The sequence below is a fragment of the Bifidobacterium sp. SO4 genome (assembly GCF_018555355.1).
GTDB lineage: Bacteria > Actinomycetota > Actinomycetes > Actinomycetales > Bifidobacteriaceae > Bifidobacterium > Bifidobacterium miconisargentati.
Genome location: NZ_JAFEJP010000014.1, coordinates 13347 through 38471, shown reverse-complemented (window position 1 = coordinate 38471; position 25125 = coordinate 13347). Strand labels below are relative to the sequence as shown.

Annotated in this window: 15 protein-coding genes and 1 pseudogene; 10 read left to right on the top strand and 6 right to left on the bottom strand. The window is 64.5% G+C overall.

The features are described 5' to 3' along the window. The first annotated feature begins 170 nt into the window (after positions 1-170). The 4 genes from JS536_RS09285 (at position 171) to JS536_RS09270 (ending at position 5704) form a co-directional block, all read left to right on the top strand. A complete protein-coding gene (locus tag JS536_RS09285; RefSeq protein ID WP_109057739.1) occupies positions 171-1142 on the top strand; it encodes a sugar ABC transporter permease in 972 nt (323 codons plus the stop codon). A 5-nt stretch (positions 1143-1147) separates the two neighbouring features. Next, on the top strand, positions 1148-2098 hold the full coding sequence (locus JS536_RS09280) for an ABC transporter permease subunit (protein WP_214356734.1): 951 nt from the start codon (positions 1148-1150) through the stop codon (positions 2096-2098). Positions 2099-2319: 221 nt separating this feature from the next. Next, complete coding sequence (gnpA, locus tag JS536_RS09275) at positions 2320-4572, top strand: 1,3-beta-galactosyl-N-acetylhexosamine phosphorylase (protein WP_214356710.1); 2253 nt, start codon at positions 2320-2322, stop codon at positions 4570-4572. 199 nt (positions 4573-4771) lie between these two features. Beyond that, positions 4772-5704 (top strand): ROK family protein, encoded by a 933-nt coding sequence (locus JS536_RS09270; RefSeq protein ID WP_214356709.1) that lies wholly within the window; start codon positions 4772-4774, stop codon positions 5702-5704. 148 nt (positions 5705-5852) lie between these two features. Here JS536_RS09270 and JS536_RS09265 read toward each other — a convergent pair whose 3' ends face one another. Next, the gene (locus JS536_RS09265; protein WP_214356708.1) at positions 5853-6986 is read right to left on the bottom strand and encodes an ROK family transcriptional regulator; all 1134 of its coding nucleotides are present in this window, start codon (positions 6984-6986) and stop codon (positions 5853-5855) included. A 463-nt stretch (positions 6987-7449) separates the two neighbouring features. Between JS536_RS09265 and JS536_RS09260 the strand changes: the two genes are divergently transcribed. The 4 genes from JS536_RS09260 (at position 7450) to JS536_RS09245 (ending at position 13167) form a co-directional block, all read left to right on the top strand. After that, positions 7450-9081 (top strand): ABC transporter substrate-binding protein, encoded by a 1632-nt coding sequence (locus JS536_RS09260; RefSeq protein ID WP_214356707.1) that lies wholly within the window; start codon positions 7450-7452, stop codon positions 9079-9081. Positions 9082-9171: 90 nt separating this feature from the next. Beyond that, a complete protein-coding gene (locus JS536_RS09255) occupies positions 9172-10263 on the top strand; it encodes an ABC transporter permease subunit (RefSeq protein WP_214356706.1) in 1092 nt (363 codons plus the stop codon). 1 nt (position 10264) lies between these two features. Further along, complete coding sequence (locus JS536_RS09250; protein WP_214356705.1) at positions 10265-11446, top strand: ABC transporter permease; 1182 nt, start codon at positions 10265-10267, stop codon at positions 11444-11446. Positions 11447-11448: 2 nt separating this feature from the next. After that, positions 11449-13167 carry an ABC transporter ATP-binding protein gene (locus tag JS536_RS09245; protein WP_214304099.1) on the top strand — a complete coding sequence of 573 codons (1719 nt, stop codon included), beginning with the start codon at positions 11449-11451 and terminating at the stop codon, positions 13165-13167. A gap of 284 nt (positions 13168-13451) precedes the next feature. Here the strand turns inward: JS536_RS09245 and JS536_RS09240 are convergent, their stop codons facing one another. From JS536_RS09240 to JS536_RS09225, 4 genes and pseudogenes are all read right to left on the bottom strand, one after another. Next, entirely contained in the window at positions 13452-13973 is a 522-nt protein-coding gene (locus JS536_RS09240) for an NUDIX domain-containing protein (RefSeq protein WP_214356704.1), read from the bottom strand. Between the two features lie 414 nt (positions 13974-14387). Beyond that, positions 14388-15989 (bottom strand): aminopeptidase P family protein, encoded by a 1602-nt coding sequence (locus JS536_RS09235; RefSeq protein WP_214356703.1) that lies wholly within the window; start codon positions 15987-15989, stop codon positions 14388-14390. A 396-nt stretch (positions 15990-16385) separates the two neighbouring features. Then, positions 16386-16487, bottom strand: a pseudogene (locus JS536_RS12040) (macro domain-containing protein); the annotation flags it as partial. A gap of 160 nt (positions 16488-16647) precedes the next feature. Further along, positions 16648-17667: a hypothetical protein gene (locus JS536_RS09225; RefSeq protein ID WP_240544350.1), complete on the bottom strand. Its 1020-nt coding sequence runs from the start codon at positions 17665-17667 to the stop codon at positions 16648-16650. A 941-nt stretch (positions 17668-18608) separates the two neighbouring features. On the opposite strand from JS536_RS09225, the gene JS536_RS09220 reads away from it, so the two are divergent. Both JS536_RS09220 and JS536_RS09215 read left to right on the top strand, forming a co-directional pair. Continuing rightward, the gene (locus JS536_RS09220; protein WP_240544349.1) at positions 18609-20219 is read left to right on the top strand and encodes a folylpolyglutamate synthase/dihydrofolate synthase family protein; all 1611 of its coding nucleotides are present in this window, start codon (positions 18609-18611) and stop codon (positions 20217-20219) included. A gap of 101 nt (positions 20220-20320) precedes the next feature. Next, complete coding sequence (locus JS536_RS09215; RefSeq protein ID WP_214356702.1) at positions 20321-24037, top strand: AAA family ATPase; 3717 nt, start codon at positions 20321-20323, stop codon at positions 24035-24037. Between the two features lie 63 nt (positions 24038-24100). On the opposite strand, the gene JS536_RS09210 is transcribed toward JS536_RS09215, so the two are convergent. Beyond that, complete coding sequence (locus tag JS536_RS09210) at positions 24101-25099, bottom strand: GNAT family N-acetyltransferase (RefSeq protein WP_214356701.1); 999 nt, start codon at positions 25097-25099, stop codon at positions 24101-24103. Positions 25100-25125: the final 26 nt, after the last annotated feature.

The window sequence follows — 25125 nt, the reverse complement described above, 5'->3', positions numbered from 1 at the left end:
CGCCGGGGCCTTTACCGGAAAGAGACTGACTGTTCCACACACCGAAAGGCCGGAGTTCATCGCTCCGGCCTTTCTTTATGAAGGGCGGCCCGGCTGCCGTTCGAGGTATCGCCGCCGCCCGCAACGAATCTTTTTGTATCCCGCACTGTTCTTTGAAAGACAGGTTTCCTATGACTGCAACAACGCAACCGGCGAAGACGGGGGTCGCCAAGCGTGCCGCCAAGCCGAAGCGGTCGGATGCCGCACGGCGTGAGAACCGCACCGGCTGGGCCTTCATGGCGCCCTTCGCCATCCTGTTCGCCCTGGTGTTCATCCTGCCCATCGTCTGGGCCATCTATTCCAGCTTCTTCCGCCAGGTCACCGTGGGCGGTGGCGCTTACGGCGGCGGCGAACTGGTCAACAAGTTCGTCGGACTGCAGAACTTCCAGTACGTGATCACGTCCGGCGCGTTCTGGGCCGGCGTGGGCAGGGTGGTCATCTACACCCTGATCCAGGTGCCGATCATGATCATCGCCGCACTGGCGCTGGCCATGCTCGTCGACTCGTACATCGTCAAGCACATCACCGCCTTCCGCCTCGGCTACTTCCTGCCGTACGCCATCCCCGGCGTGGTGGCCTCCATCATCTGGGTCTACCTGTACAACGGCCAGATCTCGCCGATCGTCAAGGGCCTTGCCGCCCTGGGCATCAAGGTGAACTTCTTCGCCGACAACGTGGTCCTGGGCTCGATGGCCAACATCACCACCTGGACCTTCACCGGCTACAACATGCTGATCTTCCTCGCGGCCCTCCAGGCCATCCCGCACGACCTGTACGAGGCGGCCCGCATCGACGGCGCCAACGGCTTCCAGATCGCCATGAAGATCAAGCTGCCGAACGTGCGCGCCGCGGCCCTGCTCGCCATGCTGCTGTCCATCGTGGGCACCATCCAGCTGTTCAACGAGCCGCAGGTCATGACCATCTCCGACCCGAGCATCTCCAAGTCGTACACCCCGATGATGATGGCCCTCAACACCTCGCAGGGCACCTTGACGCCGGGCGGCGACGGACCCGCATCCGCCGTGGCCATCGTCATGGCATTGATCGCGGGCGTGCTCGCCGTGGCGTACACGCTGGTTGAAAGGAAGGTGAACGCGGAATGAGCGCCGTGAACGTCGATAGCAAGGAGGCCCGTGCCGCCGCGCGTGCCCGCAAGAAGGCCGACAAGATCCGTGACCAGCATGCCAACGACCTGCCCCGTTCCATGCAGCCCTCCGCGCTGGTCAAGACCGTCACCGTCGTGGTGCTGGTCGCCGCGCTGATCTACTTCCTGTTCCCGATCTACTGGGCCATCATCGCCTCCACGAAGACCCCGAGCGAGATGACCGGCAGCAACGGCCTGTGGTTCGCGGTCGGCATCACCGACCTGCCGGGCGCCATTGCCAAGAACTACTCCACGCTGCTGGGCTGGACCCGAGGCCAGTTCTGGCGCTGGGTGCTCAACTCGCTGGTCTACTCCGGCGTCTCCGCCCTGATCGGCACGCTCGTGGCCGTCATGGCCGGCTACGCCACCGCCAAGTTCAACTTCCGCGGCAAGAACATCGCCATCGGCGTGATCATGGGCTGCATGCTCATGCCCGCCGCGCTGCTGACCATCCCGCAGTACTCGATCTTCCATGCCGTGCACCTGACCAACACGATGCTCTCGATCATCATCCCGTGCTGCGTCTCCCCGTTCGGCTTCTTCCTGGGCCGCGTGTACGCGCAGACCTCGGTGCCGAACGAACTGCTGGAGGCGGCCCGCATCGACGGCGCCAGCGAGGCGCGCATCTTCTTCACCATCGTGCTGAGGATCCTCGCCCCGGCCATGGTCACGATCTTCCTGTTCCTGTTCGTGGCCACCTGGAACAACTTCCTGCTGCCGTTGATGATGGTCTCGTCCGACACCCTGAAGCCCGTGACCCTGGGCCTGTACGGCATGGTCTCGCTGGCCACGTTCACCGATCGCGGCGCCCTGATGATGGGTGCCCTGCTCGGCGTCCTGCCCGTGATCGTCCTGTTCCTCGGCCTCCAGCGCTACTGGCAGGCCGGCCTGGCCGCCGGTGCGGTCAAGGGCTGAGCCGTTAAGCGGACAGTCCAGTGGACTGTCCGTAGGCTCAGCCTGAGCGAGGCGACAGTCGAGCGAAGGTCGGATTGAGTCCGAGCGTAGCGAGGTCCGTTCTTGCGGGGGCCGGAGGCGATGCCGCGAAGCGGACAGCCCGGTGCCGAACCGATTGTCTCGGTGGCTCCCCTCAATCAGGGGAGCCACCTCTTACCGAAATTACAAGGAGTAACACTTTCATGACCACCACTGGACGTTTCACGCTTCCCAGCGAGGAGAACTTCGCCGAGAAGACCAAGGAACTGGCCGAACTGTGGGGCGCCGACGCCATCCGCAACTCGGACGGCACCCATCTGGACGACGCCGTCCTGGCGTTGGGCAAGAAGATCTACAGCGCCTACTTCCCGACCCGCGCGCACAACGAGTGGATCACCCTCCACATGGACGAGACGCCGCAGGTCTACCTGCTGACCCAGCGCGTGCTCGCCGAGACGGACACCGTCTCCATCGACCTCATGGCCACGTTCTACGAGGAGCAGCTGACCCCGAACTATGACGCCGACCCGGCCAAGTACTGGGAGGTCATCGACCGCACCACCGGCGAGGTCGTGGATCCGGCGAACTGGTCCGTGGACAAGGACTCCCACAGCGTGACCGTGACCGGCGCGACCCCGATGCACGAGTACACGGCCTCGTTCCTCGCCTACATCATCTGGGACCCGGTCGAGATGTACAACCATCTCACCAACGACTGGGGCGACAAGGAACACGAGATCCCGTTCGACATCTACCATCCCGCCACCCGCAAGTTCGTGTTCGACACGTTCGAGAAATGGCTTGCGGAGAACCCCACCACCGACGTGGTGCGCTTCACCACCTTCTTCTACCAGTTCACGCTCCTGTTCGACCAGAAGCACCGTGAGAAGATCGTCGACTGGTTCGGCTGCTCCTGCACCGTCAGCCCGCAGGCCCTGGACGACTTCGAGAAGCAGTACGGCTACCGTCTGCGTCCGGAGGACTTCGTGGACGGCGGCTGCTACAACTCCGCATGGCGCGTGCCGCGCAAGGCCCAGCGCGACTGGATCGACTTCCTCTCCGGCTTCGTGCGCGAGAACGTCAAGAAGCTCGCGGACATGTCCCACGCCGCCGGCAAGGAAGCCATGATGTTCCTCGGCGACCAGTGGATCGGCACCGAACCCTACAAGGACGGCTTCGGCGACCTCGGCCTGGACGCCGTGGTCGGCTCCATCGGCGACGGCACCACCACCCGCATGATCGCGGACATCAAGGGCGTCAGGTACACCGAAGGCCGCTTCCTGCCGTACTTCTTCCCGGACACCTTCTACGAGGGCAACGATCCGAGCATCGAGGCATGGGACAACTGGCGCAAGGCCCGCCGCGCCATCCTGCGTTCGCCGATCGCCCGCATGGGCTACGGCGGCTACCTCTCGCTCGCGGCCAAGTTCCCCAAGTTCGTGGACGCAGTGACGCACATCGCCGACGAATTCCGCGACATCCACGAGCGCACCGGGGGAGCGGCGGCCGAAGGCGAGCTCAACGTGGCCATCCTGAACTCCTGGGGCAAGATGCGCTCCTGGATGGCGTACACGGTGGCCCACGCCCTGCCCAACAAGCAGACCTACTCGTACTACGGCATCCTCGAGGCCCTCTCCGGCATGCGCGTCAACGTACGGTTCATCAGCTTCGACGACGTGCTGGACCACGGCGTGGATCCGGACATCGACGTGGTGATCACCGGAGGCCCGGTGGACACCGCCTACTCCGGCGGCGACGTGTGGACCAGGGAGCCCAGGCTGGCCGAGACGCTGCGCGCCTGGGTGCGCGGCGGCGGCGCCCTCGTGGGCGTGGGCGAGCCGAGCTCCCAGTGGTTCCAGGGCCGCTTCTTCCAGCTGGCCGACGTGCTCGGCGTGGACGAGGAACGCTTCCAGACCCTGTCGGTGGACAAGTACTTCCCGCCGGTCACCCCGGACCACTTCATCACCGAGGACGTGCACGTCGATCCGGCGGCGCGCGAGGCCTGGAGCGAGGCCGGCTACCGCATCCCGCTGTCCGGCTGCGGCGGCGGCCAGGGCAAGGCCCCGCTCGGCGGCATCGACTTCGGCGAGGCGATCGCCAACACGTTCCCGATCAACGAGAACGTGACCCTGCTGAGGGCCGACGGCGGCGAGGTGCAGCTCGCGGTCAACGAGTACGGCAAGGGACGTGGCGTGTACGTCTCCGGCCTGCCGTACTCCGCGGCCAACGCCCGCCTGCTCGAACGCATCCTGTTCTACGCCTCCCACAACGAAGGCAAGTACGCGGCGTTCAGCTCCACCAACCCCGAGTGCGAGGTGGCGCGATTCCCCGAACAGCACTGGTACTGCGTGATCAACAACACCGATCGTGCGCAGTCCACCGATGTGGCGCTGCCCTCCGGTGAGGTCGAGCACTTCGATCTCGGCCCCAGCGGCATCGCCTGGCGCGAACTGTAAATCGACGGCACGATTGCGGATCACGCCATGAACGTCCGGCCTGCGGTACCTACTCCTCCTGCAGGCCGGCTTTGTATGTGTGCCGGTTCGTCGCCCGTCGGAGCATGTCGGGCGCGGGCCGGAGTGAGCGGGAGTGCATGCGTATCCGGCCAACGACGGCCGGGGAACACGGTTGGGAACTTCGGAAAGGCAAGGAAGCATGGGTGAACCAACGCGGAACAACGTACATGAGGGAACATATCGGGTCGGCGTGGATATCGGCGGCACCAAAATCGAGGCCGTGCTGGTGGACGCCGCCGGCAACGTCGCGGCAAGCCATCGTGTGCCGGCCCGCCGCGGCGCCGGCAACGTGGTCGAGGATGTGACGGCACTGGTGCGCACGGTGGCCGGCGATCATCTCGGCGAACTCGCCGGCGTGGGCATCGGCACGCCCGGTCAGGTCGATTCCGATGCCGGCACCGTGTCCCATGTGGTCAATCTCGACATCGACACGCTCGCCCTGGGTCCTGAAGTGGGGGAGCGGCTGGGCGGGATCCCCGTCCGCGTGGAGAACGACGTCAACGCCGCCGCACTCGGTGCGGCGCAATTGGTACCGGGCGCCAGGGGCGAGGGAACCGTGGTGTTCCTGAACTTCGGCACCGGTCTGGCCGCCGGGGTCATCGTGGACGGCGTGCTGCAGCATGGCTTCAGCGGAGCGGCGGGGGAGGTCGGCCACATCCCGATCGATCCCAACCGGTTCGCATGCCCGTGCGGTCAGCGAGGCTGCCTGGAGACCGTATGCTCCGGGGCCTCGGTGCAACGGCTGTGGCCCGCGGATGGCAGGCCCGCCATGCCGGACCTCATCGAACGCGCGCACTGCGAACAGGCCGACGCCGTGCGGGTGCTCGGCATCGTCTCGCACGCGATGGGCGATACGCTGCAGATCGTGGGCCAGGCGTTCGACCCGCGCGTGATCATCGTGGGCGGAGGCATGGCCAAGACCGGTGAGCCGCTATTGGATGTAATGAGCGACGAGCTGTTCCGCCGCGAGGCCGACTGCCCGTTCCTCAAGGGCCTGCATCTGGCCGACCGCCTGAGGCTCGCCCCCGTGGACCAGCCCATCGGCGCGCTCGGTGCCGCACTGGCGGTGTGAAGACACTTCACCTGGCTCCCCTCTCTGAGGGGAGCTGTCGTCGGAGACGACTGAGGGGAGCATCCTTTTGTCTGGATTGCTCCCCTCAGTCAACTTCGCTGCCAACTCTCTTCGGGCAGGGGAGCCGGAAATTCACTACCTGATATAACTACCCGTTGATATAGCGGCGGATCACGGCGATGGCGCCGCCGCGCAGGGTGAGGTCGCCGCCGACCTGGCAGCGGCGGATGATGGTGCGCACATGGAACGAGGAGCCGGTGGCGGCGTCGAACCGCTGCTGGGCCGCCTCCAGGAACGTGTTGTTGATGATGTCCGCGGGGCCGGCCACGCACACGTCCGCGATGTCCAGCAATCCCACGGGCATGGCCAGCGCCGAGGCGAACAGGTCGCCGGCCTGGCGGATCACGTCGGCGCGGCCCCGCGCGTCATGGTGGCGCATCCGTTCGCGCAACGCATGGGCGGAGATCAGCATCTCCAGGCATCCGCGCTTGCCGCACGGGCATTCAGGGCCGTCCGGATCGATGGCGATGTGACCGATCTCGCCGGCGGCGTGATGGTCGCCGATGACCGGCATGTCATGGATCAGCGTGGCCGTGCCCACGCCCTGGCCGAACGTGGTGAAGATCAGATCGGGGCCGGCCTGGCCGAAGAACCGTTCGGTGAGCATCGCCGCGATGGCGTCGTTGACGATGACCACCGGAAGGTCGAACTGGCGTTCGAGCAGCGGACCCAGCTCCACGTTATGCCAGCCGAGCATCGTGGAATCGCGCACGGTACCCTCCTGCACCACGCCGGAGACCACGATGCCGATGCCCAGCACGTCGCCGAAGTCCAGGTCGGAGCGCAGCTGGTCGATCAGCTGCACGATGGCATCGGTCTCGACGTGGTTGTCCGGGCCCAGCGCGACTTCCATGCAGTCCTGGGGAATGCCGAGCAGATCGGTCACGGCACCCTGGATGAGCTGGGGATGGGACAGATCGATGCTGATGATCTTGAGGCGCGAGGTGTCGATGCCGAGCAACGCGCCGCGCTTGCCCTTGCCGGTGGGATTGGCCGCGTATCCGGTCTCGCACAGAAGCCCCTCGTCCAGCATGTCGGAGATCACGTCGGAGATGGCCACGCGGCTCAGCCCGGTCAGACGGCCCAGGTCGGCGCGGGAACGACGCTGCGAGGGGAACAGCAGATTGAAAATCAGCGCCCGGTTGGTGCGCCGGATGTCCGCCGGGCTGGCCTTGCCCTGCCGGCCGGTGGCGGTGCCCCCGTGTTCGAAACCCGATGCCATAATGCCTTCCCCGCACGCCTCCGCTGGCGACGAATCCTTCGCTCAACCGTCATCGTTGACGTCCTATTTATCAATACTGTTTTCAGTATAGATGAAAACGGTCACAATAGAAACCTCTGAGCGTTGCAAAATGGCCGTTTTGATTTATGTAACCAACATTAACAATCGCTGGTTGACGAACCATGCGCGAATGTCGAACGCCCTGGCTGGCCGTCAGCCCGCCAACGGCCCGCCGATGTCCGCATAATGGAATACAGACCTATTTATCTCACCATTCGATCACGTGCGCAAAAGACGCCGTCATATCCGCGATACTGCTCAACACCGCATAAACACTGGCCTTCCACGCCACAAGCATCATCCGGCCAGCGTACATGGAAACGCGCGGGTAACAAACCGGCACCATAGTCAGCGGTAATCCATACCACGCAATGGCATGGAACAGTTTAGAGAGAGGATTCTCGTGAATTCCAAGAAGATTCTGGCCGTGGTCGCATCCGCAGCCGCCGTCGTCTCACTGACCGCCTGCGGCGGCGTGAAGGACGACGGTGGCACCGCTGCCTCTGGCTCCAACGCCATCACCATCGGCACCACCGACAAGATCACCAGCGTCGACCCCGCCGGCTCCTACGACAACGGCTCCTACGCCGTGCAGATCAACATCTTCCCGTTCCTGTACGCCCAGGACTACAACACCTCCGAGCTGAGCCCGGACATCGCCGCCGACGACGGCACCTGGAACGACGACGGCACCGAGTTCACCGTCAAGCTCAAGGACGGTCTGAAGTTCGCCAACGGCAACGACCTGACAGCCTCCGACGTCAAGTTCTCCTTCGACCGCATCAAGAAGATCAACGACGAGAACGGCCCGAGCTCGCTGCTGGCCAACATCGAGTCCGTCACCGCCAAGGACGACACCACCGTGGTCTTCAAGGATTCCGTGCCCTTCGACGTGACCCTGAAGCAGGTGCTCTCCAGCCCGGCCGGCCCGATCGTGGACGAGGACTCCTTCTCCGCCGACAAGCTGACCGACGCCGACACCATCGTGTCCAAGAACGCCTTCGCCGGCCCGTACAAGCTCACCGCGTTCAAGCTCAACGAGTCCGCCGCCTACGCCAAGAACGACTCCTACCAGGGCCTGACCCCGGCCAAGAACACCGCCGTGCAGGTCAAGTACTTCGCGGACGCCTCCAACCTCAAGCTCGCCGTGCAGCAGGGCCAGGTGGACGTGGCCTACCGCTCCCTGAGCCCGACCGACATCGAGGACCTGTCCAAGGACTCCAAGGTCAAGGTCGTCAAGGGACCGGGCGGTGAGGAGCGCTTCCTCGCCTTCAACTTCAAGATTCAGCCCTATGGCGAATCCCAGCCGGACGCCGACGCCGCCAAGGCCAAGGCCGTGCGCCAGGCAGTCGCCAACCTGATCGACCGCGAGGAGCTGAGCACCAAGGTCTACAAGGGCACCTACACCCCGATGTACTCCTTCATCCCGGACGGCCTGGCCGGCCACGAGGACACGCTGAAGTCCGCCTATGGCGACGGCAACGGCAAACCCAGCGCCGAGAAGGCCAAGAAGGTGCTCGAGGACGCCGGCGTCAAGACCCCGGTCGACCTGAAGCTCCAGTACAACAACGACCATTACGGTTCCTCCTCCGCCGACGAGTACGCGGCCATCAAGACCCAGCTCGAGGAGGGCGGCCTGTTCAAGGTCGACCTGCAGTCCACCGAATGGACGCAGTACAACAAGGAACGCAACGTGACCGACGATTCCGACGGTTCCTACCCGGTCTACCAGCTCGGCTGGTTCCCGGATTACTCCGACCCGGACAACTACCTGTCCCCGTTCTTCCGCGACGGCAACTTCGTCAACAACGCCTACTCCAACAAGGAGGTCAACGACCTCATCGTCAAGCAGGCCGGCGAGAAGGACGCCTCCGCCCGTGAGGAGATCCTCAAGCAGATCCAGAAGCTCGAGACCGAGGATCTTTCCACGATCCCGCTGCTGCAGGGCGCGCAGGTGGCCGTCACCGGCGCGAACGTCAAGGGCGTCACGCTCGATGCCTCGTTCCGCTTCCGCTACGCCTCGGTGACCAAGTAACGTCCACCCGGCAATGATTGGCTCCCCTCCGAAACAAGGAGGGGAGCCAATCCGTCTCAAGACCCGTAATTAGAAACAAAGGAGCATCGCGTGTCAGACAACGCCACAGCGGCCTCCGCGACCTCATCGGCGACGAAGAAGCCGAAGAAGAACCGTCTCTCGGGTGGGTTCTTCCGCTTCGTGCTGACGAGGTTCCTGCTGATCATCCCCACCGTCTTCATTCTCGTCACCATCGTGTTCTTCGTGATGCGCGCCACCGGCGACCCCATCTCCGCCGCCTTGGGTGGACGCCTCACCCCGGATGAGCTGCAGCGCCGCATCCACGCCGCCGGCTATGACCGGCCGCTCATCGTGCAGTACCTCGACTATCTCGGCGGTCTGCTGCATGGCGATTTGGGCACTACGCTCACCGACAACCAGCCCGTCATCACCATCCTCACCCGCTACGGCGCGGCCACGTTCGAGCTCGCGTTCCTGAGCCTGATCGTCGCGCTCATCGTGGGCATCGGTCTGGGCCGTCTGGCCGCCAAATACCGCGACCGTGCCGCCGACGCCGGCATCCGCGTGTTCGCCATCCTGTGCTACGCCACCCCGGTGTTCTTCCTCGGCCTCGTGCTGAAGCTCATCTTCGCCGTTTGGCTCAACATCCTGCCGCCGTCCGGCCGCTCCGACCTGTCCAGCGAAATGCAGTTCCAGCGGCTCGTCTCGCCCACCGGCTTCTACATCATCGACGCCCTGCAGCTCGGCGACGTGACCGTGCTCGTGGACGTGCTGCGCCACGCGGTGCTGCCGGCCCTCGCCCTGGGCCTGCTGACCGCGGGCGTGTTCATCCGCCTCGTGCGCACCAACGTGATCTCCACCTACACCTCCGGCTACGTGGAGGCCGCCCGTTCCCGCGGCGTCTCCGAGAAGCGCCTGCTCGACAAGCACGCCTGGCGTCCGGCCCTCATCCCGATCATCACCGTGATGGGCATGCAGATCGCCATGATGCTGGCCGGCGCGGTGCTCACCGAAACCACGTTCGAATGGAAGGGCCTGGGCTTCATGCTGTCCAACTACTTGAAGGCCCGCGACTTCGTGGCAGTGCAGGGCATCGTGATCCTCATCGCCATCATCGTGGCCGTGGTGAACTTCATCGTGGACGTGATCAGCGCCCTGATCGACCCGAGAGTGAGGTACTGACATGACCGAAAGCACCGCAACCAAAGTCGGCGTGCCCGGCGACGAGCGCCTGAACAATCTCAACGTCAACAAGCCCACCCCATGGTGGGAGAAGATCGCCATCGTGCGCGACCTGAAGATCGCGGTCGGCTGGCAGAAGGGCATGCTCGTCACCGGTCTGGTGATCACCGTGTTCTTCATCCTGCTCGCCCTGTTCGCCCCGCTCATCGCGCCGTACGGCTACGCGCAGATGAAGGACGACTCCGGTGTATCCTTCCCGACCCAGTCCGCACCCAGCGCCGAACACATCTGGGGCACCACCGTGGGCGGCTACGACGTATTCAGCCGCACCATCTGGGGCGCGCGCACCGCCATCATCGCCATCGTCATCGCCGTGGTCCTCTCCATCTTCGCCGGCGTGCTGCTGGGTCTGGTCTCCGGTTACTTCGGCGGCTGGGTGGACCGCGTGCTCGTGGTGATCGCCGACGCCATCTACTCGTTCCCCTCGCTGCTGCTCGCCATCCTCATGGCCATCATGATCTCCGGTGGCCAGTCCGGCCTGTGGAGCGGCATCCTGGCCTCCGGCATCTCCATCACCGTGGTCTACATCCCGCAGTACTTCCGCACGATCCGCGCCGAAGTGGTGCGCATCAAGAACTCGGCGTACGTCGAATCCGCCAAGGTGGTGGGCGCCTCCACGTGGCGCATCATGACCAAGCACCTGCTCAAGAACTCCACCCGCACCCTGCCGGTGATCCTGACGCTCAACTCCTCCGAGGCCATCCTGACGCTCGCCGGACTGGGCTTCCTGGGCTTTGGCATCGAACCGACCGCCGCCTCCGAATGGGGCTACGACCTCAACCGTTCGGTCGCGGACGTGACCGCAGGCATCTGGTGGACCGCCGTGTTCCCGGGCTTGGCCATCGTGCTCATCGTGCTCGGCATCACGCTCGTGGGCGAGTCGCTCAACGACCTCGCCGACCCGCGTCTGCGCGCACGCAAGTCCGCCGGCGAGGTGGTCGGCTCCATCGAGGACACCTCCGTGGATCCGAACGAGAAGCCGTCCGCCCGCAACGAGGTGATCGCTGAACTCGACTCGACCCTGAACCCGCCCGCCACCGTCACCGACCATGACCCGGCCATCGTGGCCTCCGAATGGACCGGCGAAGACAGGACGGCCGCGAACGGCGAAGGCAAGGAGTGAAGATGACCGAGAACACCAACGAAAACAAGAACCTCGCCGAAATCAAGGATCTGTCCGTTTCCTTCATGACCGACGCCGGCTCCATCAAGGCCGTCGAGGACGTGAACTTCACGATTCCGCGCAAGACCGTGGTCGGCGTGGTGGGTGAGTCCGGTTCCGGCAAATCCGTGACCGCACGCTCCATCATCAAGCTGCTGCCTGAAACCGCCACCACCTCGGGCGCCGTCTACCTGTCCAAGCGTGACGGCTCCGATTCGCTGGACGTGCTTTCGCTCTCCGGCGAGCAGCTGCGCCAGGTGCGCGGCTCCGAGGCCGCCATGGTGTTCCAGGAGCCGAACTCGGTGCTGAATCCGGTCTACACGATCGGTTGGCAGATCGAGGAGGGCCTGCGCGCCCATGGCTTGAAGGACAAGAAGGCCCTGCGCGCCAAGGCCATCGACATCCTGAAGAAGGTCGGCATCCCGGACGCCGAAACGCGCGTGGACTACTATCCGCACCAGTTCTCCGGCGGCCAGAAGCAGCGCATCGTCATCGCCATGGCGCTCGTGCTGAACCCCGGCCTGATCCTCGCCGACGAGCCGACCACCGCGTTGGACGTGACCGTGCAGGCCGAGATCCTCGACCTGCTGCGCCTCGCCCGCGACGAGTTCGACGCCTCCGTGCTCATCATCACCCACAACATGGGCGTGATCGCGGACATCGCCGACCAGGTGGTGGTCATGTACCGCGGCCATGTGGTCGAGCAGGGCACCGTGGAACAGGTCTTCTACCATCCGCAGGACGACTACACCAAACGGTTGCTGGGCGCCGTGCCACGCATCGGCCAGAAGCTCGTGGTGCGCGACCGCGAAGGCAAGCCGATCGAGCGCAAGGCCGACTGGCGCGAGCAGCCGGTGGCCGTGGAGGCCAAGGGACTGACCATCACGTACCCCGGCCACCTCATGCAGCCCGACTTCAAGGCCGTGGACGGCATCGACTTCACCATCCACCGCTCCGAAGTGCTGGGACTCGTGGGCGAGTCCGGTTCCGGCAAGTCCACCACGGGCCGCGCCATCGCGGGCCTGCAGAAGGTCTCCGGCGGCTCGCTCAACGTGCTCGGCATCGAGATGAACGGCGTCAAGGAGCGTGATTTCAAGCCCAAGCGCGCGGATATCGGCTTCGTGTTCCAGGATCCGGGATCCTCGTTCAACCCGCTCATGACCATCGCGGAGAACGTGGCCGAGCCGCTGATCGTGCACCGCAAGTACGGCTCCGTGGCCGAGGCCAAGGATTACGTGGGCGACCTGCTGGAGATGGTCCAGCTGCCGCGCGCCTACATGAACCGCTTCCCGCACGAGCTGTCCGGCGGCCAGCGCCAGCGCGCCTCCTTGGCGCGCGGGCTCGCATTGAAGCCCTCGCTGCTCATCGCCGATGAGCCCACGTCGGCTCTGGACGTGTCCGTGCAGGCCAAGGTGCTGGAGCTGTTCAAGCGGCTGCAGGTGGAGATCGGGTTCGCATGCCTGTTCATCACCCATGACCTTGCTGTGGTGGACATGCTCGCCGACCGCATCATGGTGATGCACAAGGGCAAGATCGTCGAACACGGCGACGCCGACCAGATCATGCAGCGCCCGGAGGATCCGTACACCAAGAAGCTGCTGGCCTCCCTGCCCGTGCCCGACCCGCGCGAACAGCAGATTCATCGTGCCCAGTTGCACGAGCTGCTCGCCGCCGAGGCGTAAAGCACCGCTCATGGCTCCCCTTGTCGGGACATTGCCGTGAAGCAAACGGCGGTGCCGTTTGTAGGCAATGTGCGAGGCGACAGCCGAGCCACAGTAGGCTGCGAACGGAGTTCGTCGTTGATTGCAGGACGAGCTGTCGGCGAAGCCGACTGAGGGGTAGCCAGACCTTATCGTCATCTCGTCTGACTACCCCTCAGTCTCACTCCGCTCGACAGCTCCCCTGACAAGGGGAGCCATGAAAAAGCGCCATGTCTTTTTTAATTGACATGGCGTTTTTTCATGGCTCAGTACTGTTCCCCGTCGAACCGGAAGAACGCATGCGCATCGCCGCGCTTCTTGTTCTCGATGTACCGGCGGAACAGCTCCAACCGTTCCACGGTGCTCGCGGCCAGCGGCTGGGGGAGCGCGTCCAGGTCGAACCAGCCCACGTTGAGGCTCTCCTCGTCACCCACGAACGGCTCGGCGTTGCCGCCCGGCTTCAGGGCGCACAGGAACGAATGATCCATGTACATCGTGTTGTCGCCGTTCGCATAGGTGATGACCCTGTCGGACGAGGTGACGGCCACCAGATCGGTGACGATGGCGTCCACGCCCGTCTCCTCCTTGATCTCGCGTACCACCGTGTCCGCAGGCTGCTCGCCCGGCTCATTGATGCCATAGACCATTGCCCATTCGCCGGTGTCCGAGCGACGGCCCAGCAGCAACTGGCCGCGGTCATTGAGCACGCAGCCGGTCACGCCGTTGAGCCACAGCAGATCATGGCCGATTTTCTTACGCAATTCGAGTACGAATTCGGGTGTTGGCATGTTGTTACCTTTCGTTCGGCCATGATCCTTCGCGACTGCCTGCGCAGTCGCTCACTTCGCCTACGGACAGTCCAGTGGACTGTCCGCTTAACGGCTCAGCTTGGCCGATTTTCTTACGCAATTCGAGCACGAATTCCGGAGTTGGCATGGTATTCGCCTTTCTATATATAAAAAGGCTCCCCTCGTCAGGACATTGCCGTGAAGCAAACAGCAGAGCTGTTTGTAGGCAATGTGCGAGGCGACAGCCGAGCCAGTAGGACGCGAACGGAGTTCGTCGTTGGTTGCAGGACGAGCTGTCAGCGAAGCTGACTGAGGGGAGCCCGAGGATGATTACTTATTGGCAGCGGCGTAATAGGGAGCGCTACGCGCGCCGCCATGTTTCCTCACGCCTTCGGCGTTCGGCGTCGCCTACGGTCAGTCCACCGGACTGACCGCTTTACGGCTCCGCATCCACGCTTCGACCTCATCGATCTGCTTCGGAATGCCGGCGGAGATCCATTCGGGGCCGTTCTCGGTCATGAGCACGTCGTCCTCGATGCGGATGCCGATACCGCGGTACTCCGGCGGAATGAGCAGGTCGTCCTCGCGGAAGTACAGGCCCGGCTCGATGGTGAAGATCATGCCCGGACGAATCGGCGCGCCCTGATACGCCTCGAAACGAGCCTGCGCGCAATCATGCACGTCCAGACCCAGATGATGGGCCACGCCGCAGGCCAGCCAACGGCGATGCTGTTGGCCCTCGGGGGAGAGGGACTCCTCGACGCTCACCGGCAGCAGGCCCCAGTCGTGCAAACGCTCGGCGATCACGCGCATGCAGGCGTGATGGATGTCGGAATACGTGGCACCCGGCTTGGCTGCCTCGAAACCGGCCTGCTGGGAATCCAGCACGGCCTGGTACAGGCGCTTCTGCAGATCGGTGAACTTGCCGTTGGTCGGGAAGGTTCGGGTGATGTCCGCCGTGTAGAGGGAATCGACCTCCACGCCGGCGTCCACGAGCAGCATGTCGCCGGTCTTCACCACGCCGGTGTTGCGCATCCAATGCAGGATGGGGGCGTGCGGACCGGAGGCCACGATGGAGTCGTATCCGACGGCGTTGCCCAGCTCGCGGGAGACCGCGTTGAACGCGCCTTCGAGAATGCGCTCGGAACGCGGCTTGTCCAGTGCGGCGGGCAGGGCGGACAGCAGACGGTCGAAGCCCTGCTTGGTGGCGTTCACGGCCTTGCGCATCTCGCCGATTTCATAGGAATCCTTGACCATGCGGGCCTCGGACGTGAACTCGTGCAGCTTGTCGTCCGCGGCGGAGTTCTTGTCGGGATCGGTCGCGCCGTTCGCCTCTCGAATCGACTCGACCAGGGAGGTGATCTGCGGATCGGTCTCGTGCATCACGCGCACGCGGACGGCACCGGCCTCGGTGCCGACATCCTTGGACAGAGCATCGGCCAGCTGTGCGATATCGTGCGTTTCGATGCCGGTCATGGCGGTCATTTCCTTGAGTCCGGCGCGCGGGCCGACCCAGTACTCGCCGTAATGCGGGTTCATGAAGAAGTCCGTGGTGGAGTTATCGGCGCGCGGGGCCACGAACAGTTCGGGCGTATGGGTCTGACCGGCCTTGGCCTCGGGGGAATCCGGGTCGACGGGGTTGAGCACCAGCACGGCACCGGCCTCATAGTCCACGCCGAGACCGGTGTAATAGGCGAAGACGGTGTCCGGGCGGAACATGTAATCGCAATCGTTATTGCGTACCTTCGGCTGACCGGCCGGAATCACCAGGCGCTCGCCGGGGAAGGCCTTGCCCAGCGCGGCGATGCGGGCAGGAGTGAACTTGGAGGATTCCAGCGGCGCGATGGCGGGCTCGTCATCGGCCCAGCCGGACTTCATGAACTCCTTGAACGCTTCCGACCTCGGACGCAGCGAACGGTTGTTCACACGGTCGCTCATGGCCTGATCGCTGCCCGGGGCGCTCGCCTGCTCCTCGGCCTCGTATTCCTTGTCCTTCTCGGTGATGACCTCACCCATTGACACTCCTTGCGAAGAATCCGAAATGTTACCGCTCTCATAGTAGTCCGTCGGGAGGGTAGGGCATACAGTCCCGCGGGATTGCGTCGCTAATCGAAAATGGTGAGGTAGACGTTGAAACCGTCACCTGCCAAGCCGCCTGCGGAGATATCGCCGTCGAGGAACCGGTCGATTTCATCAATCGCCACGGCCTGGGCTTCGGCCTTCGGATAGCCGTAGATGCCGGCGGAGATGAGCGGGAACGCGATGCTGACGCAGCCGAGTGATCGCGCGAGTTCCAGCGAATTGCGGTAGCAGGCGCGCAGCAGTCGTTCCTCGTCGTGCGAGCCGCCCCTGCCAGACGGGGCCGGCGGTATGGATCACATACCGGGCGGGCAGGTCGAAGCCGGGCGTGGCCACGGCCTGGCCGGTACGGATTGGGGAGAGCCGGTCGCAGGCCTCCTGCATGCGTCGCGCGCCGGCCGCCCGGAAGATCGCCCCGCACACGCCGCCTCCCATGAGCAGCCGGGTGTTCGCCGCGTTCACGATGGCATCCACCTTCATCGTGGTGATGTCCCGTCGTACCACTGTCAACGGCATACATGCCTCCCCGGATACGCTGATTGTCCGACATCCTCCACAGTAATCGGCGCTGGTCGCGTCATCGGCGCAGTACTCGCTATGAAACGGGATGCGATGTCGCGCCTTCGCCCGATTGACCCTTCCGATTGGCGGTCTGCGGAATTCCCGCACGAAGGAGTTTCATCGTCAACGGAGTGCGTTCCATTGCATCCTCATAAGTGAAATGAACAACTTCGGAAGCGCCGGCACGCTGCAACCCGGCATCCCGTTCGCGTTCCTTGGCGATCATCTCCTGAATGCCGCGGTTGCCGGTCATGGCCGGATCCACATATTTGCGTGTGCCGTCATATTCGGCAACCACCACGCGACCGCCATCGAGTCGCCATACGAAATCGACACGGTAGTCGGCACCGGTTTGGGGATCCCTGACCGGCACCTGGATACGAGGTGAAGCAAAGCCCTCTTCGATCATCGTTCCCCGTGCGAATGATTCGCCACCGTTCTCGCTTTTCGGGTTGACGTGGCGTAGCAGTCTGAAGATGGGGAGGAAATCGGCACGCATTCGCCCGCATGCGGTGGTTACCTGTTCGACGGTGAGTCCTTTGGCGAACGCCGAATCGAAGATGGGCAATGCGAAGCGAAAATCATATGTTCGCGCGCATTCGATGACCGTGTGCGCCGGGGAGGCCAACAGCAATCCGGTACTCGGATCCTTGGAGGCGGTCGATCGCGCATCCGGCATGTAGATGCGCTTCAGCTGATGGTGCTGTTGTCGTGATCCGTGATTCGCCGTCATGATGGATACCGAGTCATCGTGCAAGCACCATTGATGCTCGAAGCCATAGGCGCACGCCGCCGTAAGGCCGCCGAACACCCATTGCGGATGGGCTAGGCCCAAGGCTTTGGCGATATGCAGGGTGCGTTCGGGAGGCGTCAAATCGTTCCAGTATCCGCTTGGCACATACAGGCTCGGTACGCCCCGGTAGGCATGAATGAGTTCGCCTGTTTTGGCTCGACGTTGCATCGCCAACTGCTCGGCGGGAACGCGGGAATAGGCGCATCGTTGTTCGGACTGTGCTTGTTGCAGGAGGGATGCCACGGCTTTGTGTGTCTTCATGCCGTCCAGGGTATTGGAGGATTCATCGGGACTGCTTGGCGGATGGAGGTTGTGGTTCCAGCTTATGGGCGATGCCGACTGATACTGGCGAAGACCGGTGATGATGCCGAATCGGCTGGGTCACGCAAAAGGTGGATAGTGATCGTCGTAGTCCACAATGGGATGCCGTATGTGGCCGTTGCGGCACATGATGTCGAACGGATGTCCGACATGGCGATTTGTGTGTTCTGCTATGCGACGTGATTGCGTCGCGGTGTGGTTTTTCGACTGCGCGAGGCAGAGGCCGGGGCGTTGGACAGACGTTTGTGGCCATAATATGAGCAGGTCGCATCACCGATACGAAGCCGTAGTGCAGGCGACTGGCATGCTGTCTTCGTTGTGCGGATGCCGTTGCCATGAATACGGATCGATGGGATTTGCAGACCGTGATTTGCGGGGCAATTATGCATGCCGCCGATGGAGGAATTTCTCCCCGTGCCCGTATGACTTCGCTGAGTGCGAACCAGGGAAGTCGGGAACAATATAACTGGCTTTGAGACTTCGCTGATGGCGGATGTTGAAGTCGTTCTGCCAGCAGTCCGCGACACGGCTTCGCTGGGGCTTGATTCAGCGTGGTTTGCGGTGCAAATGGCGGCAATTCGGCTTCATACAATGCTCTCAGTGAGGCGGGCGAAACAGTTGTTGGTCTTCCGGCTGCGCTCTCGGGAGGTGCGGGGCAATATCCTGCTGAAGGATGCGATATGTCGTTTATGCTAAGCCACGCAATCGCCGTGAGCGAAGCCGTGGAGCCGGTCTTTGGCGGGCTGCCGCCGCGGAGAGGCCTCCGGTGGACCAGCGCAACGGCCGCCTCGGCACCCCGATGGCTAGACTGGTGGAAGTTTGTGTATGAAGCGTATGAGGCCCGCGGAAACCACCGCCGGCCGCGGAGGGAGACAAAGTACATGTCATTCGAGCATCCGAACAGGAACAACGAGACGATCCGGGACGTCGAGCTGGACATCATGAGCCGCCCGCCGGAACATAACACCACCAACCTCGACCTGGACCGCATGAACCTGATGCTCGACCTGCTGGGCCACCCGGAGCAGTCGTTCCGCGTGATCCACATCACCGGCACCAACGGCAAAGGCTCCACCGCCCGCATGGCCGAGGCCATCTGCCGCGCCTACGGCATGCGCACAGGCCTGTACACCTCACCGCATCTGGAGAAGGTCAACGAGCGCATCTGCATCGACGGCCAGCAGCTCTCCGACGACGATTTCATCGACATCTGGGACCAGACCAAAGACCTCGTGGCCCTCGTGGACGCCAAGATGGCCGAACAGGGCAAGCCGAAGATGAGCTTCTTCGAGGTCCTCACCGCCATGGCCATCTGGAAGTTCGCCGACGCGCCGGTGGACGTGGCCATCGTCGAGGTCGGCATGGGCGGCGCTTGGGACGCCACCAACGTGCTCAATGCCGACGCCGCCATCATCGGCCCGGTGGACATGGATCACATGCAGTGGCTGGGCGACACGGTCGAGAAGATCGCGGGCGAAAAGGTCGGCATCATCAAGCCCGGTTGCACCGCCGTCATCGGCCCGCAGCCGCATGAGGAGGCCGTGATGCCGATCATCGAGGAGGCCACCGCACGCAACCACGCCACGCTCGTGCGCGACGGCTACGAGATGACCGTTTCCGACCGCATGGCCGCCGTCGGAGGCCAGGTCGCCACGCTCACCACCCCGAACGGCACCTACGAGGGCGTGCCGATCGCCAAGTTCGGCGAACACCAGGCCCACAACGCGCTCGCCGCGCTCGCCGCCGCCGAAGTGGTGATCCCGGTCAACGGCCCGCTGGACGGCGATCTGGTGGCCGAGGCGCTGAGCTCGGTCCGCATCCCCGGCCGTATCGAGCAGATCCGTACCTCGCCCACCATCATCCTGGACGGCGGCCACAACGTGAACGCCGCCGAGGCCCTGCGCAAGGCCATCGAGGAAAGCTACGACTTCAAGCAGCTGGTCGGCGTGGTGGCCATGATGCGCGACAAGCAGGTCGAGGAATACCTCGGCGTGCTGGAGCCGATCCTGAGTTCCGTGGTGGTGACCGAGAACTCCTGGCGTGACCGCGTGATGCCTGCCGACGAGCTGGAGAATATCGCCGTGGAGGTGTTCGGCCGCGACCGCGTGGTCAAGGAGGCGAATCTGCCGGACGCCATCCAGACCGCCGTCAACATGGTCGACGCCGAGGACGAGCTCGGCGTGGGCTACGGTCACGGCGTGCTCATCTGCGGCAGCTTCGTGACCGCCGGTGACGCGCGCACCATGCTCGCCGAACACGCCAGCCCCACCATGGCGCAGGCCATGAGCATTCACCAGCTCGTGGTCGAACCGGACAACGGCACCCAGGACGATGCCGATGACAATGCCGATGCGGACACCGAACAGGACGACGACAAGATCGGCCCCGACGACTTCGACGTGTTCGATGTGCTCGGCCTCGGCAAGCAGAACCAGCGGAACGCCGATGCGGACGACGACCCGTCCGACGAAGGCTCCTCCACGGCCGCATAACCGGCCGACCGCACCGTCCCGACCCCGCACACGATCCGCACGGCCGCCGTCCCGCATCCGCGACGACGGCGGCCACTCCGGTAACGAACGGCCAGACACCCATGTATCTCAAGGAACTCACCCTCAGAGGCTTCAAATCCTTCGCCTCCGCCACCACGCTGCGCTTCGAGCCGGGTATCACGGCGGTGGTGGGCCCCAACGGTTCGGGCAAGTCGAACATCGTCGACGCCCTGACATGGGTGATGGGCGAGCAGGGCGCCAGGAACCTGCGCGGCTCGTCGATGGAGGACGTGATCTTCGCCGGCACGTCCTCCCGGCCGCCGCTCGGCCGCGCGCAGGTGAGCCTGACCATCGACAACGCCGACCATGCGCTCGACATCGACTACACCGAAGTCACCATCTCCCGTACCATCTTCCGCAACGGCGGCTCGGAATACGCCATCAACGGAAGCCCCTGCCGTCTGCTTGACATCCAGGAACTGCTCAGCGACACCGGCCTCGGCCAGCAGATGCACGTCATCGTGGGACAGGGCAGACTGGACGCCATCCTCCGCGCCGACCCGTCCGGCCACCGCGCGTTCATCGAGGAGGCCGCCGGCATCCTCAAGCATCGCAAGCGCAAGGAACGCGCGCTGCGCAAGCTGGCCAACACCGAATCGAACCTGAATCGGCTGGACGATCTGCTGGGGGAGATCCGCCGTCAGATGGGGCCTCTCGGCAGGCAGGCCCGCATCTCCCGCAAGGCGGACGCGATCCAGGTGATCGTCCGCGATGCCCAGGCCCGCCTGTACGCCGAGGACGCGCAACTCTCGATGCGGCGGCGTGAGACGGTCCGTACCGAACTGACCGACGTTCGCACACGACTGGCCGCCTCCCAACGTGAGCTGGCCCGCGTCAAGGTCCGTATCGAACAGGTGGAGTCCATCAACTCCGCATCCAGCCCGGCCATCGCCCGGACCAACCAGCAGTGGCATGATCTCGCCCGGATGCAGGAACGGCTGCGATCGTTGGCACAGCTCGCCGAAGAGCGCGGCAGGTCGCTTGCAAGTCAGATGACGACGAATCTCGGCGAGGATCCGGATGTACTGCTCGCACGCGCCGCGGAACTGGACGTCCAGGCCGAAGGCCAGGCCAAGGCCGTGTCCGACGCGCGCCTCGCGCTCGACAAGGCCACCGAGGAGCGTGCCGGCAACGAGAAACAACTGGCCGCCGTACGCCAGACCCTGACCGAACTGCGCCGGATCGTGCAGCAGCGAGACCAGCAGATCGCCCGGTTGCGCGAGCTCATCGCCCGTGAGGAATCGGCCGTCGAACTGGCGGAAAGCCGTCTGAAGGACCATGCCTCGCAGCGAGGAACGCTGATTCGTCAACGCGACGAGGCGCGCGAACAACTGGAGTCGTTGCGGGCCGAAGCCGAATCGCAGGGTGACGATGACGGCGCCGCGCTGGATGACGCCCGCGCGAGGCTTGCCGAATGCCGGGACGCGCTGAACGCGCTCACCGACCGGCAGCGCGACGTGCAATCCCGCATCATCGCCCTCAAGGCCAAGGCCGATGCGCTGAAGGACACATTGGGCAGCCGCAATGCGTCCGGGGCATTGGAGCGTGACCCGGATGTGGACGTGCTGGGTCGTCTTACCGATTTCATCCATGTTGCGGACGGTTGGGAGGAGGCCGTGTCCCATGCGCTCGACCAGTTCGCGGGTGCGATGGTGGTGCCCGGAACCGGCGACATGCTGCATGCGCTGGAACGCGCACGCGAGGACCGGCTTGGCAAGGCTGTGGTGATCACGGCGGCGACGGAGACCGGGGGAGCGGACGATCGGTGGACGAACGATGGTGGTTCCGCGGGCTCCGATGCCGCGGCGGCTCCGTCGCGTCCGAACGATGGGGTTTCTTCCACGGCATCGGCCGATAGGTGCCGTCCGTTGGCCGAGTTGATCGTCCCCAATCCCGATGCCGCCGATACCGCACGGGCCGCGGCGGTCGTGCGTGCGGTGCGACTCCTGCTGTCCGATGTCGCGGCCGCGGATACCGCGGAGAAGGCACAGCGATTGACGGCTTCCGGTCGTGCGGCGCGCGCGGTGACCCCGAGCGGGGAGCTGTTCGCCCACGGTGTGGCGGCGATGGGCGGCTCCTCGATCGCGCAATCGGATCTGCTGCTCGCCGCCCGCCGGGACAAGGCGTTGGCGCAGATCAGACAGCTCAACGACGCACTCGCCGAACTGGACGCGCAGGTGGTGCCGGCCATGGCCGAATGCGATGAGGCCGCGCGCCTCGTGGACCGGGAATCGGCCAAACGTACCGAAGCCCGGATCCAGGCGCAGCAAGCCGAACGGGCGCTGGTCACGGCAAACGATCGCATGACCGCCATAGCCAGACAGCTCAAACAGCTGGATGCCGCGGCCGCCTCCCTCGAAGACGATAGGGATTCGCACCGGCTCAAACTCGCCGATCTCAATCAGGCATTGGCGGACACGCGGTCATCCACCGCGGACCATGCCGACTTCGACACACTGGACGAGCGTGAACGTTCGCTGGAACAGGCGCTGAACCGGACCCGTGAACGCGAGGTCGCGGCGAAAATCGCCTGGAACGACGCCAATCGCAAGGCCGATTCGCTGAGCCGGCAGGCCGGATTGCTCCGGGACAACGCCAAGGAGGCGTCCGCAAGGCGGGCCCGTCTCGAAGCGGCGAACGAACGACGCCGTGCCGAAGCCGCCCGTCTGCAGGGCGTGGCCGATGACGCGCGCGCGGTGGCCACGCTGGTCGCCCGCTCGTTGGAGGCGGTGTCCGCGGAACGCGATCGTTTGCAGTCGGAAGTGTCCGGACATGACGCGGAACTGAAGGTCCTGCGCGCGCGCCGGGATGCCATCGAACCGGATGTCACCGATCTGACCGCGCGCGAACACGCCTTGGATGTCAACCGCGAGAGGCTGGCCTCCGAAGCCGACCAGCTCACCCGGAAGGTCGCCGACGAGCTTGGCCTCGGCCTGGAGGAGCTGGTACGCGACTACGGGCCGGACCAGCCGGTGCCGGTGCTGGACGACAACGGCGAACCCCTGCCGCTGGACGGCGGGGAAGAAGCCCCTGCCGAACCGGATGCCGCTGAATCCGCCGCCGATTCGGGACGGGGAACCGTTCCGCGGTACCGGACCGTGCCGTATGACCGTGCGGAGCAGCGCAGGCGGCTGGACAAGGCCCGCCGCGACCTTGCGGCGCTGGGCAAGGTCAACCCGCTGGCCACCGAGGAATTCGAGGCGTTGCAGGAACGCAACAGGTACCTCAACGACCAGCGCGACGACGTGGCCAAATCGCGTGACGATCTGATGACGCTGATCCGTGACCTCGATTCCACGATGGTCGAGGTGTTCCGCTCCGCGTTCGAGGACACGGCCAAGGCCTTCGAGCAGGTGTTCGCCACATTGTTCCCCGGCGGCACGGGACGGTTGCGTCTGGAACGCCCGGATGATCTGCTCACCACCGGCGTGCTGGTGGAGGCGAGTCCCGCGGGCAAGCGTGTCAAACAGCTGAGCCTGCTGTCCGGCGGCGAACGTTCGCTGACCGCGTTGGCGTTGCTGTTCGCGATCTTCACGGCGCGACCGAGCCCGTTCTACGTGATGGACGAGGTCGAGGCCGCGCTGGACGACGTGAACCTGACGCGCCTGATCAATGCGCTCGAGGAACTGCGCGAGCACGCCCAGCTCATCATCATCACCCACCAGCAGCGCACGATGTCCATCGCCGACGCGCTTTATGGCGTCACGATGCGCTCCGACGGCGTGACCGCGGTGATCAGCCAGAAACTCAGGGAATAGAAAAGGGAACCGGCCGAAAGCCGATTCCCTTTTGCTGAATTAGCGGGCTAATGAAACAACACCCTACTTCCGCAGCGCCTTGCGCACGCTCTGCAGGGTCTGCAACGCCCAGTAGAACGCCTTCTTGACCGGCACGTCGCGGGCCGGGGCCACGGGTGTCACCTCTTCGGTGAACTTGGTCTTGAACTCGTTGAGGCCCTTGAGGGACGGCGCGAAATCGGAGCCGATGCCCATGAGGTCGTAGTCGGTGATGCCCTGGGCGCCCAGAATGCAGCACTCGGAGTAGAGCAGCTTGTCCGTCACATGCAGACGCATGACCTCGTTGCGCATGCCGGCGTAGTAGCGCACGGCGCGCGTGCCGTTCACGGTCACGATGGACCACGCCACCACGCGGCCCTCGATACGCGCGGCGAACACGCGGCAATGGTCCGCGCCCAGTGCCTTGATCATGTCGGAGTAGTCGCTCATCGGGGCCGGGCGGAAGCCGTCGCGCTTGCCGGTCTCGACCATCACATCGTAGTATTCGGCGAAATCGGCCAGCGCCCGCTGCGTCTCGTCCGCCACCTCGGCCGGGCACTCGCGCAGCGACTTGCGTACGTCGCGGCGGCCGCGGCGCTTCATACGGCCCATGATCGCATCGTCGCCGCCGGTCACGTCGATGACCACGGTGAAATCGTACGGCACGGTGGACAGCACCTTGTGCGTGCCGCCGGTGTGCCAGGTGTCGATGCGCAGGAACGCCACCTTCCCGTCGGTCTTCCTGACCATGGCCACGATGGCGTCGATCACCTCGCGCTCCTCGGCCTCGCTCGGCTTGGACACCCACGCCGGGCCGTGCATCGAACGCAGGTAATGGTAGCCGTGCGTCTCGAAGTCGATGAACGAGATCACGGCGATGAGCTCGCCGTCGCGCCTGATGAGGTAGTCGCCCCACGGCGTGCGTCCCTCGATGTCCGCCTGGAACGCCGACCACACCTTGGTCTGTTCGATCGGCAGCGCGATGCTCGCCTTCGCCGCCTCGGCCTCCAGCGTCTGTCCGTCAACCTTCTCCAACGTAATCATTGAACTGTATGCCTTTTCCTTCTGAC